The following is a 19,203-nucleotide window of genomic DNA, read 5'->3' on the forward strand; positions in this document are numbered from 1 at the left end:
GTCAATGGTCCTGATGGGCGGGATTTTCCTGCAGCGTATCCAGCGGGTTTTCGTTCATCACGAACAGGCCGTTGGAAGCGGGCGCAGCGGTGCTGTAGATCATGTCCTTGGCGCCCATGACGTAATACATCTGGCCAGTGAAGGTGCTGCTTTTTCCGGAGGGATTGGACTGGGTGATGGTGACGCTGGGAGCCTTCAGGATGTAGGGCGTAGTGCGGGTGTTGTTGAGGGAAAAATTGCTGAAGCCCACGCTGGCGCCGGGCTTGAAATCGTCGTCGCTGTAGTTGTGTCCATTCCCGCTGGGTAGAGCCTGACTGAGATCAAGCCCTGCGGTCTGCGGCATGACGCAGGCGCCGAGCACCAGTCCCCCTACTGTGGCGCCCGTACCCATGAGGCGCACGCCAAACATGCCGCTGTTGCTTCCACAGTTCACTCCGTCGCTGCGCTGAGAACTGTATTGCGCGATTTGCGCCCAGCCCGGCTCGCTGTTCTGCGGCACCAGCACCGCATCGAAGCGGGTGAGTACGCCGCCCGACTGGGTGCGGCCGCCCATGCGCAGGCCATAGCCGACGCTGGCGCTTGGGACGCTGGCGGTCGATGAAGCGCTGCTCGCAGGCACACTGGGGCTGGGTGCAGGCGCCGTGCCGCCGACGACAAAGCCGCTCGGCAGCAGCCCGGCCTTGCCGGCCAGCACATAGGTGTTGCCTTGGCCGTCATTCACCGTCAGGGTCATCAGGTTGCCGACGATCACGCCGCTTGCGCTGCCATCGCCAGAACTGATGTTGCCGTTGGCATCGACTGAGACGACAGCGTTCAGAATGCCCGGCGGCAGAGTGCTGACAGGTTGGGGCATCGAGGTTGCGGATGCGGTGGAAGCCGGCGGGGTCGGCAGCATGGGCAGGGCGCTCATGCCCGATTGCGCCAACACGCCCTGCAGGCTGTAAGTGCCGGGGGCCACGGCAGGTGCGCCTTGCTCCAGCACGTCGCCGAGGTCAAGCTCAGGCGCCCAGCGTTCGTCTGACGAGATGTACTGCATCAGCGACTTGAGGTTGCCGTCGCAACTCGGGCCGAGCGTGGTCGACGCCGAGTTCAGCGCACTGGCCGCGTTGTTGGACAGCCCCTGTTTGGCGATGTCATGCGCCATGTCTTCGGTGTCGTGATACTGCGCGGGGCGAGCGCAGTAGCCGTCGGCCACGGCCTTGATCGCGGCGGATAGTGCGAGGATGTCATCGTGATGCTGGGACAGCAGCGCGGCATAAAGAGCGGGCGTGAGGTTGGCATAGCTGCCGCCCGAGGCGATATAGACCGCCAGCGCGGCGGTGGTCACCTGGCTGATGACCAGATTGGGCAAGTTAGCCGATGTGAGCGAGCCCGCGGCGAGCACGGCGCTGCTCGTGCCCAGATAGGCGGTGAGCACCACCTGGCCGTCCGGCGAGGTGGCATTGGCAAACAGCGGTACGGAGGTGTTGGGCAAAGTTGCCTGCACGGTGTAGTTGCCGCTGGCGTCTGCCGTGGCGGTGCCCACCACCACCGAGCCTGGCTGGCCCATGGGGGCAACCGTAGTGAACGTCACCGCCGCGTTGGCGATGGGCGCATCGATCACGGCGCCTTTGAGCGTGGTGTTGGCTGCGACCGGATTGATCTGGGCCGTGCCGCCGCCGCCCCCTCCGCAGGCGCTCAGGCTGATCGCCAGGGCGGCTGCGATGGGCAAGAGTTTTCGGGCGGAACGTGAGCGGGGTTGCGAGGGCTGCATGAGGATCTCCAAGAATGGGTCAGTGGCGCGCCGCATGACGATGCGTGCTGGAATAATAAATGGGAAAAAATAACATGCAATAAAAATCTTGCATTAAACTTCGATCAACGCCTTCAAACGTCTTCACGCACCTCGATCAACCCTCATGGGACGCCCCCCGCGCCGTCTGCCTTGCCCGCCTCCGCCAGAGCATCCAATGCCTGCGTCGGAGGATGTGTTGCGGGCGCTCGCGCAAGTCATGGCGCCGCTGGCGCGCCTGCTGCTGGCCAGTGGCCTGGACTACACCCGTCTCGCCGCGGAACTCAAGCCCCTGTTTATCGAGCAGGCCAGGCTGGAGCTGCTGCGCTCCGGGCAGAAAGACACCGATTCGGCCATCAGCCTGCTCAGTGGCGTGCACCGCAAAGATGTGCGCGAATGGCGCACGAATGGGCTGAGCGGCCGCATCGCGCAGGAGATGTCGATCAGTTCGCAGGTGTTCGCCCGCTGGGTGCAAGACCCTCTTTATCGCGACCGGCGCAAACGCCCCAAGCCTTTGCCGCGTCTGGGGCTGGCGCCGTCTTTCGACAGCCTGGCGCGCAGCGTCACGCAGGACATCCATCCCTTTACCGCATTGACCGATCTGCTGCGCCTCGGGCTGGTGACAGTCAAGACCGTGAAGGGGCAGGAATGGATCGTGCCGCACCGCGAGGGCTTTGTGCCGCCGCCGGGATCGCGTGATCTGCTCGATCTGTTCGGCGCCAATCTGTCCGACCACGCGGCGGCGGCCGTCGGCAATTTGTTGGGGCAGCCGCCCCAGCTCGAGCAAAGCGTGTTCGCCGAGGGCGTGACGCCCGAATCGTCCAGAGAACTGGGCGAGCTGGCGCGCAAGCTGTGGGCGCAGGCACGCGCCGAAATGATCACAGAGGCCACCCGGCGTTATGCGGCCGACCAAGGCCGCGCCGATGCCACCTGCCGCCTGCGTTTTGGCGCCTACTACTGGGCGGAGGATGTCTCGCAGCAGACGCCGCAGCCCGACCCCACGGCAACGGGAGACGACCGTGATGATGCATAAAAATCATTTGCGCAAACTGGGCGCGGTGGCGCTGGTTCTGCTGGCCGCCTTATTGGCTTCCTGTGGGGGCGGTGGCACGGTGGCCACGACGGGCGGCGTCGGCACGGGCGGCACGGGCATTTCCACCGGCACCGTCACCGGCTTCGGCAGTGTGGTGCTCGATGGCACCGCCTACAGCAGCGCCAGCCCGGTTTACTACGCCGGCACCGATCAGGACGAAGAGGCGCAGACTTCCTCCACTGCGGTGAATCTGGGCGACCAGTTGCAGATTCGTCTCGACGCCCAGGGGCATCCGAGCAAAGTGGTCATCGATCCTGAGCTGGTGGGGCCGGTCGCCAACCTGGGTGCAGGCGGCTTCACGGTCAATGGCGTGGCGGTTCGGGTGAACAGCAATGCAGACGCCGGGCCGGTGACCTACTACACCGGGTTGAACGATTTTTCGAGTCTGCAGGGCGGCATGCAGGTGGAGGTACACGGCGCCTATGGCCAAAGTGCCAGCGGGCAGGGCTATATCCAGGCCACGCGTATCGAGCAGTTGCCCGCTAGCAATCCGGTGACGCGGCTGACCGGCGTGGTCAGCCATCTCAATGCGGCGAACGGCAGCTTCCAGATTGGCACCACCCTTGTGCAGACTCAGGCTTCAACCCTGATCACGCCGTCGGGCATGGCGCTGGCGAATGGACAACTGGTGAATGTGTGGAGCAACACGGCACCTGCGGCCAATGGCGCGATTCAAGCAGGCGCGGTCAACGTGCGCACCCTGCGCGGCGTTTCCGGCCCGGCGCAGGTGGGCGGGCTGGTGGCGCAGTTGGCGGGCAGCCGCTTCCAGGTCGCGGGCATCCCGGTCGATGCCAGTGCGGCGAATCTCGCCAGCGCAGTGCAGAGCCTGAGCAATGGCGCGTATGTAGTGGTGCAGGGGCAGGCCGATGCGTCCACCGGGGTGCTCACCGCCACATCTTTGCGCACCTACGCGAACAGCCCCGCGCAGGTGGAATTGCGCGGCACCATCACCGGCTTTGTGAGCGCCAGCAATTTTCTGGTGCGCGGCGTACCGGTGGATGCGTCTGCGGCGAACGTGGTGTTCACCGGCGGCACCGCCGCCTCGCTGAGAAACGGGGTGTTTGTGGACGTGGTCGGCCAAGTGGCGGGCAGCAGCGGCAATCTGGTGACGGCCAGCAGCGTGGCCGTGCTCAGCCAGGCGCCCGATGGCGGCACGGTGGACTATCAGGGCACGGTGAGCGCGGTGAATCTGGCCAGCGGCGTGTTCAGCCTAAGCGTGCAGGACGACGGAAAGACCCAGACCTTCCCGGTCACGCTCGCCCCGAATGTGGTGTTCAGCCATGGGACGGTCGCGCAATTGATCGATGGGGCCAACGTGGAGATCGAAGCCACCAATACGGCGAGCGGGCTGCTGGCCTACAGCGTGTCATTTCAGAAAGTGCAGGCCTCCTCTGGCTCCAGCGATGGGACGTCCTCGCCGGTGCTGGAGGCCAAAGGCACGCTCTACAACCTCACGGCAAGCAGCTTTGAGATCAACGCCCTGACCATCCAGATCAACGGCGTCATGCCCAAGAATGGAAAACTGGTCAACGGGGCGAAAGTTGATGTGAGCTTTATCCAATCCGGTAGCCTGAATCTGGCTCAGGAGATCAGTCTCGACGACTGAGAAAATGGGCCCAAAAAAACCCGGCGGCGCCGGGTTGAAATGAAGCGAGGGTTTTGTGTTGCCTGCTCAGGCGGGGTCGATCAGTCGGCGTTGGCGCCTTCGACACTGTTTTCAAGCACGGCGCCGGTCTGGGCGTCCACGCCCACTTCATGCTCGGTCTGCCCCACTTTGAGGTCGAAGGAATAGCGCAGGCCGCTGCCGCCCTTTTCCTTTTCGAGTTCCTGGTCGGTGATGGTGGCACCAGGGAGGGCTTTGAGAGCGATGGCGCGGGCTTCATCCAGCGTCACCTTGGCTTCCTTGGTGTATTGCGAACTGTCCATGGCATAGGCGGAGCCAGCGGCGCCGGCCAGGCCAAGAGCCAGCGCGCTGGCGAACAGAAATGCGGTTTTGTTGCGTTGTTGCATGATCAAACTCCTTATGAACTCTTGCGAGCGAAACACCGCTGGATGCGGCGATCGCAAACCGTTTGCGATGGAAGGAGTGTCGTCTTCTGGAATGAGCGCACGCTTAGCAAAACGTCACGGTTTTATGACATCTGCACACAACTCGGCAGACGGCATCCGCATACAGTACCCGGTATGTTGACCCAACGATTAAAGAGAGGCGCGCCATGAAATCACCCGCTGAACGCCAGACTGTTGCCAGCGCAGAGGATGCGCCGTTGAATCTGCCCCGTCGCAAAGCGTTGTTGGCGCTGGGGGCGCTGGGCTTTGCGGTTGCCGGGCAGGCGCGCGGCGCTGGAATGGGCGGCATGGCGGGGATGCCGGGCATGGGAGGCATGGCGGGCATGGACATGGGGCAGTCACGGCCGACGGCTGCTGCGCCAGGAGTCGGCGTGTTCAGCCGCGCCTTGCTCATTCCCCCGGAGCTTCATGGCCAGCCGCGCGACGGCGTGCTGCATTACGCCCTGCGTATGGCGCCGGGGCGCAGCATACTGGTGGATGGTCTGCAGACTGCTACCTGGGGCTACAACGGTGCGGTGCTCGGCCCCACGCTGCGCGTGCCGCGCGGCAAAGCCGTGCAAATCGATCTGAACAACGCGCTGGATCAGTCCACCACCCTCCATTGGCATGGCGCGCATGTGCCGGGCGAGATGGATGGCGGGCCGCAAAGTCTCATCGCGCCCGGCGGGCAACGCCGCGTGCACTTCACCCTGCAGCAGCCCGCGGGCTCGCTCTGGTATCACCCCCATCCTGACACCCGTACCGGGCCGCATGTCTATGCGGGCCTGGGCGGCCTGTTTCTGGTGGATGATCCTGCCGACCAACACCTAGGTTTGCCGCAGCAATACGGCGTGGACGATATTCCCCTCATCTTGCAGGACCGCCGTCTCGCTGCCGATGGCCGACTGCTTTACATGACCCGCATGATGGATCGCATGGGCATGAAGGGCGATCGCTTTCTGGTCAACGGTCGCGAGCAGCCGTACTGGAACGCGCCGGCGCAGTGGGTGCGGCTGCGCCTGCTCAATGCGGCCAATGCCCGGGTGTTCAATCTGGCGTTTGCCGATGGCCGCGTGTTTCATGTCGTCGCCACCGATGCCGGTTTGTTGCCGCGCCCGGTGCCGGTGCACAGCTTGTTGCTGGCGCCGAGCGAGCGCGCGGAAATCCTGGTGGACCTACGCGGCGATCAGGGCAAGCGCTTGGTATTGCGCAGCGATTCCGGCGCCGTGGTGCCGGATCTGAGCGCCATGCCGATGGATGCCGATTCCTTCGATCACCAAGGCTTCGAGCTGTTGGAGTTCAGAGTCGGCCCGCCTGCGGGAACCCCAGCACGGCTTCCTGCCCGCATGGTGGATCTGCCCGTGTTGCGTGCCGACGCGCCAGTGCGCAGTTTCACCTTGCAGGGCATGTCGGGCAACATGATGGGCGGAATGGGCGGTATGGAGGGTATGGGGAGCATGCGCAGCGGCTCGCAGGCGATGGATGCGAGCGAAGTCGGTCCTGGCGGCATGAGCCTGGGGGTGGGAGGGCAGAAGCTGTTTTCAATCAACCACCACCACATGGACATGGCCCGCATCGACCAGCGGCTGCGCCTGGGTTCCACCGAGATTTGGGAAGTCGCCAATCAGGGCCATATGGCGCATCCCTTCCACTATCACAGCACCTCGTTCCAGATTTTGAGCCGCAACGGCAGCCCGCCGCCCGCGCACGAAGCCGGGTGGAAAGACACTGTGCTGGTGCGGCGGGGCGAAACCGTGCGGCTCATCGCCCACTTCAATCAACCGGCGGGTGATGCCCATCCCTTCATGTTCCATTGCCACATTCTGGAGCATGAAGACAACGGCATGATGGGCCAGTTCACCGTGACCTGATCTCAGCCGCCAAAGTAACCCGGCAGAATTTTCTCGTGCGTCGTCGGCGGGTTATCGGCCAGCAGGCGTTTGTCGGTGGTGACGATGATCAGCCCGGCCATCGGGTCGCCGAAACCGTGCACGGTGGGGCGTTTTTTCGGCACGGTGCGGCCACCCGGCTCCTTCATCAGTTCGGCGTGCACCGAGCAGTAATAGAACTGCAACCCCGGATGCTTGAACGCAATCGCGTAGGTGCTCACCGGGTGTCCTGGGCCGGGCGTGCCTTGCACGGCGCCATCGAAGCGGGTGCTGGTTTTGCCCGTCAGCGGGTTGTAGCCGATGATGGTGTGCGCGCCGTTCATGTGTACATAGACCGGCGTTGCCTGGGGCGTTGCGGCCGTGGCGGCGAAGCTACCGGGCGCCAGTAGCAGAGCGCCGGCTGACAGCAGCGCGCTTGCCGCGGCATTGCGCGCCCGAGCGCGCAGGGGGTTGGACGTGTGCAAGTTGATCTCCTTGGCGATGGCGGGTTGTGCAACAACCGGCGGCGACCACCGCTTCGTGCCGGTTGCAAACGAGGGATGAGTGTGAGCGGTAAGAGTCTTCATTCGGGCGCCCGGTTCCGGGGATGGGCCACGCCAAAGCGCAGCGCCAGCGAGGGCAGCACGAACAGGTTGTAGAGCAAGCTGGTGAGCAGTCCGCCGAGCAGCGCCACCGCCATCGGCCCTTCGATTTCGCGCCCCGGCGCATGCAGGCCTAGCGCCAGCGGCAGCACACCCAGTGCCGTGACCAGGCTGGTCATCACGATGGCGGCCAAGCGGTCGGCCACGGCGCGCTGCAGGGTATCGGTGTTCCAGTCCAGGCCCTGCTCGCGCTGCAATTGCGCGGCATGGGCAAAGATGAGAATGGCATTGCGCAGGCTGATGCCCATTAGCGCGAGCAGGGCGATCACCGCGCCCAGCGAGAGCACGCCGCCCACTAGCCAGGCGGCGAACACGCCGCCCGCCCAAGCGGTGGGAACCGAGAGCAGCACCAGCAGGACCTGCCGCGTCGTGGTGGAAGCGGCCTGCAGCGGCGTGGCCGCATGCCCCTCCCGCGCATGAGGTCTGCGTCCCAAGGCGATCGACAGCAGCAGGATCAAGCCGGCCAGCACCCCGAGCACGTCCACACCCAGCCGCTGCAGCGTGGCGCTGCGCTGCGCCGCCTCGCCCTCGAATTGCAGGGTGACTCCTGGCGGCAGTTGCACCTGCCGGGCAATGGCCGCGTGGGCTCGCTGCACAAAGCCGGTGAGATTGGTCGATGTGGTGGAGGCCAGCACGGTCTGCTCTCGCTGCCCGCCCAGATGGCGGATGTCCGACGGGCCGCTGGCGGCGCTGATGCGCGCCAGTTGCGACAGCGGCACGAAGCCCAGCGTCGGCGTGTGAATCAGCAGATCGCCCAGTGCCTGCGGATTGCTACGGGCGCAGCGGTCCAGCACCACGCGCACCGGCACCGGAACCGCGCCGTGGAACACCGTGCCGGCGATGCGGCCAGCAAACGCGGTTTGGATGGTCTGCAGCACTGGCAGCGGCTGCAGCCCCCAGCGACGCAGCGCCTGCGCATCCAGGCTGATGTCGAGTTGCGGCACTCCGGGCGGCGCCTGCAACTGCACGCCGGTGGCCGTGGGCAGGCGGCTCAGCACGGTGGCCACTCGGGCGGCCACGGCATCGAGGGTGTGCAGATGATTGCCCAGCACGTGCACCACCAGCGGCGCACCCGCGCCGCTGGCCACGGTGTTGTCCATGCGCTCGGTGAGAAAGCTGTTGACGCGAAAGCTGGCTCCGGCAAAACCGCCGAGCACGCGCTCGATGGCGGCCAGCGCCTGCGCCGAATCTGCCCCTGGTTTGAGATTCACGTCGAGCGAACTGCTTTGCGTGCCGGAGGCGTCGGGCGAGAGCGTGGCGCGGCCGGTGTGCTGCGCCACCAAACGGACTTGGGGCAAGCGTTCGAGCGCCTGGGTCACGCGCGCACCTTCGTCCAGCGAAGCCTGGATGGAGGCGCCCGGCGCCAGCCGCATGTGCACGATGTATTGCCCTTCCTGCAGCGGCGGCAGAAAGCTGCCGCCCATGCCTCCCGTCAGCAGCGCCGCACCGCCAACGAGCAGAACGGTCATGAGTGCCGCGGGCAGCCAGTGCGGCAGCAGACGGTGGAGCAGGGCGCCATAGCCACGTTGGGCGACGCGTACCGGGGCACGAGTATGAAGCCGGTGATCGCGCCCGGCCAACAGCAACGCGGCCAGCGCTGGCGTGACCGTGAGCGCAACCGCAAGCGAGGCCAGCACCGACAGCGCATAAGCCTGCGCCAGCGGCGCGAACAAGCGGCCCGACAGCCCCGGCAGCAACAAGATCGGCACGATGACCAGCAGCACCGCTGCGGTGGCGTAAACCACCGCGCCGCGCACTTCCAGGCAGGCAGCGAGCACGACGCGCAACGGCGGCTGCGGGAGCGCGGCCACAGCGTTGGCGCGCAGTCGGCGCAGGATGTTCTCGACGTCGATCACCGCATCGTCCACCACCACGCCGATGGCGATCGCCAGGCCGCCCAGGGTCATCACATTGAGCGTCACGCCCATCCACACCAGCACGGTGACCGCGGCCAGCAGCGACAGCGGAATGGCCAGCGAGGAGATCAGCGCCGCGCGCCAGTCCAGCAGCGTCAGCGCAATGACCAGCACCACCAGGAGCGCGCCCAGCACGAGCGAATCGCGCACATTGCGCATGGCGATGGTGATGAAGTCCGCCGGGCGGAACAGCTTGGCATGCAGCGCGATGCCCTGCGCCGCGAGCGCGGCCCGGTGCCGCTGCAACACCGCCTGCACCCCGCGCGTCACCGCCAGGGTGTTGGCGCCGTAGGACTCCTGGATTTTGAGGATGACTGCGGGCTGGCCGCTGATACTGGCGCCGCCGATGGCGGGCAGCGAGGCATAGCCCACTTGCGCCACATCGCCCAAAGTGATGGCGCCGTCCGGCGTGGCGCGCAGCACGGTGGCGGCCAGTGCCTGCGGGGTGTCGGCCGCGCCGTGGCTGACCAGCAGCACGCGTTGCTGCGGCGTGGGCATGAAGCCCGCGCCCAGCAGCCCCGTGGCGTGCTGGGTGGCCGCCTGCACTTGCTGCAGATCGAGATGAAAGCGCTGCAGCGCCTGCGGATCGACCCGCACCTGCAGCGCCCGTACCTGCTGGCTGAACACCAGCACATTGGCCACGCCGGGCACGGCCATGAGTTGCGGGCGAATATCCCATTGCGCGATGGACTGCAGATCCATCAGGCTCTTGCGATGCGAAGTCAGCCCGGCCATCAACACCGTGCCCGTACTGGAGGTCAATGGAATCAGCCGCGGCGGCCCGACGCCCGCAGGCAGATGCACGCTGGCGAGGTGTTGCGCCACGCGCCAGCGGTCCTCCTGCAGCTGGGTGTCGGCCTCGAAATACAGCTTCAGGATGGAGATACCCGGCAGGCTTTTCGACGCCACCTGCTTCACCCCCAGCAACCCGCTGGAGGCCGCCTCCAGCGGGTTGGTAACCAGCAGTTCCACCTGCTCGGGCGACAGGCCGGTGGCCTCGGTCTGCACCTTCACCATCTTGGCGGCGAATTCGGGGAACACGTCGGTACTCGCGGTGCGCGCGACGTTCACCGCCAGCGCGGCGAGCAAGACCGCCAGCGCCAGCACCACGCCACGGCGACGAATGCTTAAGGCGATGAGCGCGGCTTGCCAACCCGAGGTGCGGGCCATCAGTCGTCGTCTCCGCCAACCGCGGGCAGGGCGTGCGGTTTCGGTGGCGGCGTCAGCACCAGTCCGGCGCCGCGCGTCACCACATCCACCGCGCCCCAGCCCGGTTGCACATACCCGCCGTGCAGCGGCCAGGCGGTGGACACCTTGCGCGCGGTGAAATGGCGGGCCTTGCCTTCGGCTGCGGTGGCGACGAAGACAACACCCTTTCCGTCAGTCCACACCACACTGCTGGACGGCAGCCTGACGCCAGATTGCGCCCGTGCGGACTGCACTTCGGCCACCAATTCCAGCCCCGGCATCAGACCGGGTGCGGCGGGGGCGATGAGCACCTCGCGCCATCCCTGCAACTGGCTGGAGGCCGCAGCGGCCGGGCCGATGACGCGGGCGTGCACTGTGCGTTGGCTGCCTGGAATATGCAGTTCGACTTGCGCTGTCTGGTGCAGGGCTCGGCCCGGCGGCAAGGTGAGATCGACGATGAGTTCGCTCCCATTCAGAATGGCCTGGCGCAGCGCAGTTTGCCTGCTCAGTTGCGACGCCAGCGCCGTGCCAAGCTGGGCGGTGAGCTGTGCTTGAGCCACGTCCACTGCCGCACGGGCGCTGTCGACCTCGGCCCGCGCTTGCTCGGCCGCCGCCTGCGCTTGCTGCACCTCGGCCAGCGCGACATTTTGTCCGGCCTCGAATAGCCCCTGATCGCGCTCGGCCTGCATGAGGGCGAGTTGCAGGCCACTTTGCGCGACCTTGAGCCGCGACCTTGCCGCGTCCAGTGCACTCAGGCTGCGCAGCAAACCCGATGGGCTCTGGACGGTGGCGCTAGCGGTGAATCGCGTGCGGTAATTCGCGGGCGTGAGGTGCTCGATCCGCAAGTCGGCCGACGCCATCTGCGCAGAGCTCCACAGCACGGGCTGCGGCAAGGCGGCCTGCGCCGAAGTGGCCCCCAGCCAGCATGCGGCCGCGCAACAGGCCGCAAGGCTGAGGCGGGGGAGAGAGGGTTTTTTGCTCTGCATCAGGCTTTACTCCTCGCGCCAGACCACTTGAGACAGATGCGGCGCAACAGTGGGCGGCATGACAGCGGGCGGCGCCGAGTTGGAAGGCCGCGACTGGGCTGCCGAAAGAATGGGTTGCTCGAGCGCGCCCTGCAATGCGCCGAGCGCCTGCCATTGATCGGTGCGCGCTTGCAGCGCCGCCTGCTCGGTGGACAGAAGTCGCAGTTGCGCACGCAGGGCAGGTTCCGGTCCAAGCAGTCCGCGGTGCTGGGCGGCAAGGTCGGCGTTGAGCAATGCCCGATTGGCGGCGATCAATTGCTCGGCCTGGCGCACCCGGTCTTGTGCGGTCTGCAGGGCGGTTTCAGACCGTTCGATGCGCACGAGCACTCGCGCCTGCGTTTGCTTGAGCAGGGCTTCACGCAAGCTCAAACGCGCGCGGGCGGCAGCGATCTGGCCCTGATGCTGGTTGAACAGGGGCAGAGGGATGCGAGCGCCGAGCATCAGACGGTTGACACCCTGATCGCGCTCGGCGCCGGGGGCGATCGACGGCGGCCCGCCGTCGCTCTGGGCCTGCGCCAGCCGCAGGGCGGCCTGCGCCGAGAGCACCTCTTGCCAGGCGGCGCGAACATCGTCGCGCTGTTCCAGCGCCTTGCGCCGCAACTGCGTTAGCTGGGTTGCATCTGGAAGGGTTGGAGGGTTGTGAAGCGCAGAAAAGTCGATTTTCACTCCCTGCAGCGCGGCAACCGGCAGACCCATCGCACCGGCCAGAGCGACGCGGGCGGCGCCTTCCGCGCCGACATCGCGGCTCTTTTGCAGGGCGGCGTTTTGTGCGGCCTGCTGGGCCAACGCGGCGGCCAGTGGCGAGTCCACACCCGCTTGCGCTCGCGCGGCGGTGCGGCCTTGCAAGGCTAGATCGGTTTCCAGCACTCGTTGCTGAAGATGCGCCCTTTGCTGCGCCGCCCAAAGCGAGACATAAGCCTGTTGCACTTGGTCGCGTACCGTCCAGCGCGCGCCGCTCAGCAGCAACTGCGCAGCGTGCACGCCCGCCTCGGCACGCGAGGTCTCTGAGGTGCGTTGAGCTTGCGATTGCAACAGCAGGCCGATGGCCATGCCCACGGTCCACGGGCTCGGCGCCAGCAGCCCGGCCGCGGCGCCGTATTTCAGACCGAACTGCAGACTGGGGTTGGGATACTGGCGGGCGATCTGCAAGTCGGCCTGGGCCAGTTGCGTGTTGGCGCGGCTCACCTTCAGGCTGGGGTGGAAGTAGAGGGCGGCCAGACTCAGATCTTGCAGCGTCCAGGGCTGGGCGATTGGGTGCGGTGTCCCCGTCTGCAGGGCGATGAAACGCTGCAATCGCGGATCGAGCAGGCTGCGGTGTTGCAGTGCATGGGCGCTGGCTTGCGGAGTGACTTCGGGGGGCAAAGCGGGTGCGCTCGCGCATCCGCCCAGCAGCGCTGCGAGCAGAGCTGCAAGTAGCAATCGACCCGCGGGGTTTGATGAGCGTGCTGTCATTCCCGCATGCTGCACTGCGGGGCTTGACGCCGACATGAAGTCCGCATGACGATTCCGTCATGTTGCAGACCGATACGTCGCTCTGCCAGCGGCGAGCCGACAATGCAGGGATGCGAATTCTCATTGTCGAAGACGAGGCCAAAACGGCGGCCTATCTCAAGCGCGGGCTCGGGGAGAATGGCTTCATCGCGGATGTCGCCGTCGATGGCACGGATGGTCTGCATCTGGCGCTGACTCAGCCGTACGACTTGATCGTGCTCGATGCCATGCTGCCCGGCCGCGACGGCTGGAGTGTGTTGAGCGAACTGCGGGCGCGGCAGACCACCCCGGTACTCATGCTCACCGCGCGCGACGGCGTGGCCGATCGGGTACGCGGGCTGGAGCTGGGCGCCGACGACTATCTGGTCAAGCCTTTCGCGTTTTCCGAGCTGCTGGCGCGGGTGCGCAGCGTGCTGCGGCGCGGTGTCACGCGCCTGCCGGAAGTGATGGAAGTGGCCGATCTGCGGGTTGACATGCATCGCCAGCGCGCCGAGCGCGGCGGGCAGCGGCTGGCGCTCACCCCCAAGGAGTTCGCGCTGCTGGCGCTGTTGTCACGACGCGCTGGCGAGGTGCTGTCGCGCACCCTGATTGCCGAACAGGTCTGGGATATGAACTTCGACAGCGACACCAATGTGGTGGACGTACACATTCGTCGCTTGCGCAGCAAGCTCGACGAGCCCTTCCCCGCGCCGCTGTTGCACACCGTCCGCGGGGTGGGTTATGTATTGGAAGTGCGCGATGCAAAGTGATTCGACCGAGGCCGTGGTCGCTTCCCGGCCTTCCCCGCGAACCCAGGCAGGCGAGGGCCGAAAGAGGCAAGGCATGGGCCTGCTGGGCTGGACCGACTTTGCGCTGCGCCGTCTGCGCCAGTACGGGCTGCCGCCGCGCTCGCTGGCGGCCTGGATGGCGGGAGCGTTTTCGCTGACATTGGCGCTCATCCTGCTGGCGGCAAGCAGCTGGGTGTACTGGGGTTTGAGCGCGCGCATGATGCAGGAAGACCGCGAGTCGGTGCTGCGCAAACTCGATACCGTTGCCGCGCTGCTGCAGACCCACCCCGTGCAGAGTGATGAGGTGGGGCAGGAGGCTTATCTCAAGCTGCCGCCGGATGCGCCGCGCGACCTCTACCTGCGCCTGCTGGACGCTCGTGGGGCCGTGCTGCTGCAAACACCGGGCTTTAGCCGTGCGCTGAATGAAGGCGCTTTTCTCACGCCGGGCGTTGAGGGAGCGCCGCGATTGCACGAAGTGCATCTGCCTCACGATCAGCATTACCTCACCGCCCTGCTGCCGCTGACGGCGCGGGTTGCGGCAGGCGCTGCGCTCACACCCATGCGCCTGGAAGTGGCGCTGAACCGTACGGCAGAGTCGCGTATTTTGGCCGATTACCGGCTTCGCCTGTCGGCGGTGCTGCTCGCGGCTATTCTCGCTGCGGCCGCGGCAGGTTATGGCATCGCCTGGCGCGGTCTGCGCCCCTTGCGGCATATGGCCGATTCCGCGCGCGGTATCGGTGCGCAAGACCTGCACAAACGGCTCGATACCCAACGCCTGCCCGCAGAACTGCAGACGCTCGCCCTGGCCTTCAATGCCACCCTGCAACGGCTGGAGGAATCGTTCGGCCGCATCTCCCAGTTTTCCGCCGACATGGCGCATGAATTGCGCACGCCCATCACCAATCTTTGGGGCGGGCTGGAGGTGGCGCTCGGCAGGCCGCGTGAGCCGGGCGAATACCGTGAGGCGCTCGAATCGGCGGTGGAAGAGTGCGAGCGTCTGTCGCAAATGATCCAGACCCTGCTGTTTCTGGCGCAGACCGAGCATCCAGATGCCGCGCTGCGGCTGGAACGGCTGGATGTCGCGCAGGAACTCCGCACCCTGGCCGATTTCTTCGAGGCAACCGCAGCCGAGGCCGAGGTGCGCCTTCATGTGCGGGTGACACCGCAACTGGCCTTTCGAGCCGACCGCATGCTGCTCCAGCGGGCCATGGGCAATCTGATCGGCAACGCCTTGGCGCACACCCCGCGCGGCGGTACGGTGACGCTCTCAGCGCATCCACACAGCGGCGGAATACGTATTGAAGTGGCCGACACCGGCTGCGGCATCGCCGCCGAGCATCTGCCGTATCTGTTCGACCGCTTTTACCGCGCCGATGCCGCACGCAGCCGAAGCCGCGGCGGGTTGGGCCTGGGGCTGGCCCTGGTGCGCAACATCGTGCGCCTGCATGGCGGCGAGGTCAGTGTCGAGAGCATTCCGAATCACGGAACCCGAATGATGCTGGACTGGCCCGCCTGAAACCAGCGTAGAGGCGCTGACAGAGCGCCGCGATGGCCGCCTTGTCTCTCGCGGTTTTCAGTGATTGTCGCGTCCGTGACCGTTGCCTGGCCCATGGTCAGGCCCGTATCCTTGCTGTTCCCGGTCATGCCGATCCGGGCCGCGTCCGTGGTCTGGGCGTTGTCCCGGGGGGCCGCCCTCGGGGCGATAACCGGGGCGGGGCGACTCGGCGCGGAAACGCTTCCATTGCGGATCGCGATCGTAGCGATAAGCGCGGTCTTGGGCCCGCTGCCAGTCGCGATCATGGAATTGGCGCAGGCCGGGCGGAATGCGTGCGGCGGGATGCCACGGGCCGCCGTAGTGCGGGCCGGTGTACCAACGTCCACCGCTGTTGTAGTAATAGACGCCGCCAAGGTAGAACAAAGGCTGCGATACCCCCAGCGCGACATAGCCGCTGAATTCGGGGAGCCAAATCATGGTGGGCGGCGCCGCGACGACTACGGGTGGCGGCGCATACACCGGCTGCGGCGCTACATAGACCGGTTGCGGAGGCGGCGTGCCGATGCTGAACTGAATGCTCACCGGGGGGCCATCAGCGTGCGCAGGCAAAGCCCAGACGCAGGCGCTCAGGAGGAGGGCGGGGAATGCGAGATTTGGTTTCATGGGATACCAACGGAGACGATCAGGGAAAGTTGACAAGTGGGTCTTGCCATCGAACTGTAATAGGCGTGCTCAGCTTACAAGACTTGAGCCGTGGCGCAGCTTGCCTACACTGCGCTAAGTAACCGAGAAAACTCCAATATGACGACGACTGCCTATCTTCTCACCATTGACGCCCATGATCCCACGGGGGGCTCGGGCCAAGCGGCCGATCTTGCCACCTGGGCTGCGCTGGGCTGGCGCGGGACGAGCATCACCACGGCGCTGACCGCGCAGAACTCCTACGGCGTGCAGGGCGTGCAGGCTGCGGAGGTGGCTTTGCTGCGCAATAGCCTGCGGACCTTGCTGGCCGACGGCGAGCCCGCCGCAGTGAAAATCGGCATGATCAGCCATGCCGCGGTGGCCGAGGAGGTGGCGCAGTTTGTCGAAGCGCGGCAGTGCCCGGTGGTGTGGGACCCGCAACTGGCTTCGGCGGACGGCTCTGAGCCTTGGGCCCAGGCGCACGGTGGCGGTCTGGCCATGCGTCTGGCACAACGGGCCGACCTCATCACTGCCAACCGTGCGGAGGCCAGCGCCTTGCTCGATCTGCCTGCCTGGGAGATGGGGCCTCCCCCGGCCGCATGGATCAACGCGATTCGCAGCCGCTGGCTGGAAGCGGGCGCGCCGCATCGCGCCGTGGTGGTGAAAGGCGGCAATGCCTGGGGGGCGCACAGCACCGACTGGTACATCACCAGCAGCACGGTGCTGCCGCTCGTCAGCCGCCGCCTGCCGCGCAGTGCGCATGGCTCGGGTAGCGTTCATGCCAGTGTGTGCGCCGCGCGACTGGCCGAGGGCTGGAGCGTGCTCGACGCCGCTGCCGAGGCGCAGTTGCGAGCGCATGCCGGCATCGATCAGGCCATTGCGGCCGGACCGGGGCGGCCGAACACCCGAACCGACGCGCGGGCTGACAGCGACGATCTGCCCTGGCTGCCGTTGCCGGGGCAGTCTGAAGAGGCACCGCCCGATTTCGCGCGGCTCTCCGGGCAGATCGGGTTTTATCCCGTCGTGCCCGATGCGGACTGGGTGCTGCGTCTGCTGGAGTGGGGCGTGTGCACCATCCAACTGCGCATCAAGGAGATAGAGGGCGCCGAATTGCGCATGCAGATTCGCGAAGCCGTGCAGGCGGCGCGAGAGGTGCCAGGCACGCAGTTGTTCATCAACGACCACTGGCGCGAAGCCATCGAGGCGGGCGCCTATGGCGTGCACCTCGGGCAGGATGATGTGCATACCGCCGACCTGCCCGCCATCCACACGGCCGGGCTGCGACTGGGTCTGAGCACCCACACCCCGGCCGAGATCGCCCGCGCGCATGCGCTTCGGCCCTCCTATATTGCCCTCGGCCCGGTCTTTCCCACCACGCTCAAGGCCATGCCCTATCGCCCGCTGGGCCTGGAGCGCCTGACTCAGTGGCGGCAGTGGTTGTCCCCGCGCTACCCGGTGGTGGCGATCGGCGGCATCAGCCTGGGGCAAATGTCGGCGGTGCGGGCCACCGGGGTATCCGGCGCGGCGGTGGTCAGCGCGGTGACGCAGGCGGTCAACCCGCGCCTGGCCGTGCGCGAGGCCCTGCACATCTGGCCGGCCTGCGCTGACGAAGCCGTGGCGCAGGCGATGGTTTGAAACGCAAAGTTTGAACAGTTGACGCTTCAAAAATGAAGTCTTGCTGAAATTTAGCGTTTGCTTTCCACTGTTCTGTGAAATGTGGTCGCAGGCGTAAATGAATGCAATAAACGAGATGTTTGGTTTGTATTGACATACTCGCTGGACTATGGTCAGTCCATGGCCGGTTGTCGCACAGGTGTCTTGGTGTGGTGAATTCGGTCACCGGGGTTGGGCCCTCTTTCCCCGGATCCACAACTCACTTGAGGAGAACGCCATGAGTGCAGCAAAACCACGGGTCTTGATTCTGGGCGGCAATTTCGCGGGCCTGGGCAGTGCGCAGGAAATCCGCAAGTACGCGGGCGACAGTGTGGACATCACGGTGATCGACCGCAAACCCTACCTGTTGTACGTCCCCAATATTCCGGCAGAGGTATTCGAGAACCGCAACCCGCAGCTCACCATGACCATGGACATCCTGGAGCCGCTGCACGACATTGGCGCGTGCTTCATCCAGGGCGAAGTCACTGCCCTCGATGTGGATGCCAAGCGCGTGGACTATGTGCCCAGTGAGCGCCCCGGCGCAGCGCCCACCTCCACGACCTACGACTATCTGGTGGTGGCCTTGGGCAATCGGCTGGCGTTCGACAAGATCGAGGGCTTCGCGCAGTTCGGCCACACCGTCACCGACAACACCTACGGCGAGGCGCTGCGCCAGTATCTGATGCACGACTACAAAGGCGGGCCGATCGCCATAGGCTCGGCGCGCTTCACCCAGGGCGATGGCGCCAAGGGGCTGGAACCGTATCCCGGCGGCAGCATTCCTGCAGCTGAGGCCGCATGCGAAGGCCCGCCGGTCGAAACCATGCTGGCCTGCGCCACCTGGCTAGGACAAAACGGCAAGGGCGGGCCGGACAAGATCACCGTGTTCACCCCGGCGGCGTTGATCGCGGAAGACGCTGGCGAGAAAGTGGTCGGTCAGTTGCTCGACATCGCCAGCGGCATGGGTTTTCACTACATGAACAAGACGAAGGACATCAAGCGGCTGACCAAGGAGGGCGTGGAATTCGCCAACGGTCAGTCGGTCGAGGCCGAGTTGAAAATCATTTTCCCCGACTGGACGCCGCACGCCTTCCTCAAAGGCTTGCCGATCAGCGACAGCGAGGGCTTCATCATCACCGACTTGCTGATGCGCAACCCAAAATATCCCACGGTCTTTGCTGCGGGAGATTGCGCCGCTGCCACGCTGCCCAAGCTCGGCGCCATTGGCCACCAGCAGGCTGAAATCGTCGGCAAGCAAATTGCCAAGGACATGAAGCGGCTCACGGCCGAGCAGGCCGATGGCAAGCTCCAGCCTGTGGTGTATTGCATTGGCGACATTGGCAACAACCAGGCCTTCTACATCCGCTCCAACTCCTGGTTCGGCGGCGACACCCAGGTGCTCAAGCTCGGTCACATTCCCTATTTGCTGAAGATGCAGTACAAAAATCTGTTCTTCCGCTCCAAAGGCAAGATGCCGCCGTGGGGGCTGGACGCCGCCCGCATCATGGCCGAAAAAATGGCGGCTTGAGCCAGCGCAACGG

14 protein-coding genes are annotated in these 19,203 nt (G+C 65.8%); 7 read left to right on the forward strand and 7 right to left on the reverse strand.

Annotation, left to right across the window (positions count from 1 at the left end):
- Position 1 precedes the first annotated feature (1 nt).
- Entirely contained in the window at positions 2 to 1,753 is a 1,752-nt protein-coding gene (locus THI_RS07240; RefSeq protein WP_013105600.1) for a hypothetical protein, read from the reverse strand.
- A gap of 196 nt (positions 1,754 to 1,949) precedes the next feature.
- On the opposite strand from THI_RS07240, the gene THI_RS07245 reads away from it, so the two are divergent.
- Together THI_RS07245 and THI_RS07250 are read left to right on the forward strand one after the other, a co-directional pair.
- Positions 1,950 to 2,804, forward strand: a complete 855-nt coding sequence (locus THI_RS07245; protein ID WP_013105601.1) for a DUF6502 family protein — start codon at positions 1,950 to 1,952, stop codon at positions 2,802 to 2,804.
- Positions 2,794 to 4,470: a DUF5666 domain-containing protein gene (locus THI_RS07250; protein ID WP_231836503.1), complete on the forward strand. Its 1,677-nt coding sequence runs from the start codon at positions 2,794 to 2,796 to the stop codon at positions 4,468 to 4,470. The genes THI_RS07245 and THI_RS07250 overlap by 11 nt, the downstream gene beginning before the upstream one ends.
- Before the next feature lie 80 nt (positions 4,471 to 4,550).
- Here the strand turns inward: THI_RS07250 and THI_RS07255 are convergent, their stop codons facing one another.
- Positions 4,551 to 4,874, reverse strand: a complete 324-nt coding sequence (locus tag THI_RS07255; RefSeq protein WP_013105603.1) for a PepSY domain-containing protein — start codon at positions 4,872 to 4,874, stop codon at positions 4,551 to 4,553.
- A 206-nt stretch (positions 4,875 to 5,080) separates the two neighbouring features.
- On the opposite strand from THI_RS07255, the gene THI_RS07260 reads away from it, so the two are divergent.
- Entirely contained in the window at positions 5,081 to 6,784 is a 1,704-nt protein-coding gene (locus tag THI_RS07260) for a multicopper oxidase family protein (RefSeq protein ID WP_013105604.1), read from the forward strand.
- A gap of 2 nt (positions 6,785 to 6,786) precedes the next feature.
- On the opposite strand, the gene THI_RS07265 is transcribed toward THI_RS07260, so the two are convergent.
- The 4 genes from THI_RS07265 to THI_RS07280 all read right to left on the reverse strand — a co-directional run bounded on the left by THI_RS07265 (position 6,787) and on the right by THI_RS07280 (position 12,934).
- A complete protein-coding gene (locus THI_RS07265) occupies positions 6,787 to 7,266 on the reverse strand; it encodes a hypothetical protein (protein ID WP_013105605.1) in 480 nt (159 codons plus the stop codon).
- Positions 7,267 to 7,364: 98 nt separating this feature from the next.
- Complete coding sequence (locus tag THI_RS07270) at positions 7,365 to 10,529, reverse strand: efflux RND transporter permease subunit (protein ID WP_013105606.1); 3,165 nt, start codon at positions 10,527 to 10,529, stop codon at positions 7,365 to 7,367.
- Positions 10,529 to 11,533, reverse strand: a complete 1,005-nt coding sequence (locus THI_RS07275) for an efflux RND transporter periplasmic adaptor subunit (RefSeq protein WP_013105607.1) — start codon at positions 11,531 to 11,533, stop codon at positions 10,529 to 10,531. The genes THI_RS07270 and THI_RS07275 overlap by 1 nt, the downstream gene beginning before the upstream one ends.
- 6 nt (positions 11,534 to 11,539) lie before the next feature.
- Positions 11,540 to 12,934: a TolC family protein gene (locus tag THI_RS07280; protein ID WP_231836439.1), complete on the reverse strand. Its 1,395-nt coding sequence runs from the start codon at positions 12,932 to 12,934 to the stop codon at positions 11,540 to 11,542.
- 200 nt (positions 12,935 to 13,134) lie between these two features.
- Here THI_RS07280 and THI_RS07285 point away from each other — a divergent pair, with 200 nt between their 5' ends.
- Both THI_RS07285 and THI_RS07290 read left to right on the forward strand, forming a co-directional pair.
- A complete protein-coding gene (locus THI_RS07285) occupies positions 13,135 to 13,812 on the forward strand; it encodes a heavy metal response regulator transcription factor (protein ID WP_041609195.1) in 678 nt (225 codons plus the stop codon).
- Positions 13,802 to 15,346 (forward strand): heavy metal sensor histidine kinase, encoded by a 1,545-nt coding sequence (locus THI_RS07290; RefSeq protein WP_231836442.1) that lies wholly within the window; start codon positions 13,802 to 13,804, stop codon positions 15,344 to 15,346. Before THI_RS07285 ends, THI_RS07290 begins: the two co-directional genes overlap by 11 nt.
- Before the next feature lie 57 nt (positions 15,347 to 15,403).
- Here THI_RS07290 and THI_RS07295 read toward each other — a convergent pair whose 3' ends face one another.
- A complete protein-coding gene (locus tag THI_RS07295) occupies positions 15,404 to 15,988 on the reverse strand; it encodes a hypothetical protein (protein WP_013105611.1) in 585 nt (194 codons plus the stop codon).
- A 138-nt stretch (positions 15,989 to 16,126) separates the two neighbouring features.
- Between THI_RS07295 and thiE the strand changes: the two genes are divergently transcribed.
- Both thiE and THI_RS07305 read left to right on the forward strand, forming a co-directional pair.
- Positions 16,127 to 17,641, forward strand: a complete 1,515-nt coding sequence (thiE, locus tag THI_RS07300) for a thiamine phosphate synthase (protein ID WP_013105612.1) — start codon at positions 16,127 to 16,129, stop codon at positions 17,639 to 17,641.
- A gap of 256 nt (positions 17,642 to 17,897) precedes the next feature.
- Complete coding sequence (locus THI_RS07305; RefSeq protein ID WP_013105613.1) at positions 17,898 to 19,190, forward strand: NAD(P)/FAD-dependent oxidoreductase; 1,293 nt, start codon at positions 17,898 to 17,900, stop codon at positions 19,188 to 19,190.
- Positions 19,191 to 19,203: the final 13 nt, after the last annotated feature.

Origin of the sequence: Thiomonas arsenitoxydans (assembly GCF_000253115.1) — a bacterium.
In the GTDB taxonomy this organism is placed as follows: Bacteria; Pseudomonadota; Gammaproteobacteria; order Burkholderiales; family Burkholderiaceae_C; genus Thiomonas; species Thiomonas arsenitoxydans.

Excerpts from the sequence above, each read along its gene's own strand:
- THI_RS07260 (WP_013105604.1), top strand. The coding sequence starts at position 5,081 with ATGAAATCACCCGCTGAACGCCAGACTGTTGCCAGCGCAGAGGATGCG.
- THI_RS07255 (WP_013105603.1), bottom strand. The coding sequence starts at position 4,874 with ATGCAACAACGCAACAAAACCGCATTTCTGTTCGCCAGCGCGCTGGCT.
- THI_RS07250 (WP_231836503.1), top strand. The coding sequence starts at position 2,794 with ATGATGCATAAAAATCATTTGCGCAAACTGGGCGCGGTGGCGCTGGTT.
- THI_RS07240 (WP_013105600.1), bottom strand. The coding sequence starts at position 1,753 with ATGCAGCCCTCGCAACCCCGCTCACGTTCCGCCCGAAAACTCTTGCCC.
- THI_RS07295 (WP_013105611.1), bottom strand. The coding sequence starts at position 15,988 with ATGAAACCAAATCTCGCATTCCCCGCCCTCCTCCTGAGCGCCTGCGTC.
- thiE (WP_013105612.1), top strand. The coding sequence starts at position 16,127 with ATGACGACGACTGCCTATCTTCTCACCATTGACGCCCATGATCCCACG.
- THI_RS07285 (WP_041609195.1), top strand. The coding sequence starts at position 13,135 with ATGCGAATTCTCATTGTCGAAGACGAGGCCAAAACGGCGGCCTATCTC.
- THI_RS07275 (WP_013105607.1), bottom strand. The coding sequence starts at position 11,533 with ATGCAGAGCAAAAAACCCTCTCTCCCCCGCCTCAGCCTTGCGGCCTGT.
- THI_RS07270 (WP_013105606.1), bottom strand. The coding sequence starts at position 10,529 with ATGGCCCGCACCTCGGGTTGGCAAGCCGCGCTCATCGCCTTAAGCATT.
- THI_RS07290 (WP_231836442.1), top strand. The coding sequence starts at position 13,802 with ATGCAAAGTGATTCGACCGAGGCCGTGGTCGCTTCCCGGCCTTCCCCG.
- THI_RS07245 (WP_013105601.1), top strand. The coding sequence starts at position 1,950 with ATGCCTGCGTCGGAGGATGTGTTGCGGGCGCTCGCGCAAGTCATGGCG.
- THI_RS07305 (WP_013105613.1), top strand. The coding sequence starts at position 17,898 with ATGAGTGCAGCAAAACCACGGGTCTTGATTCTGGGCGGCAATTTCGCG.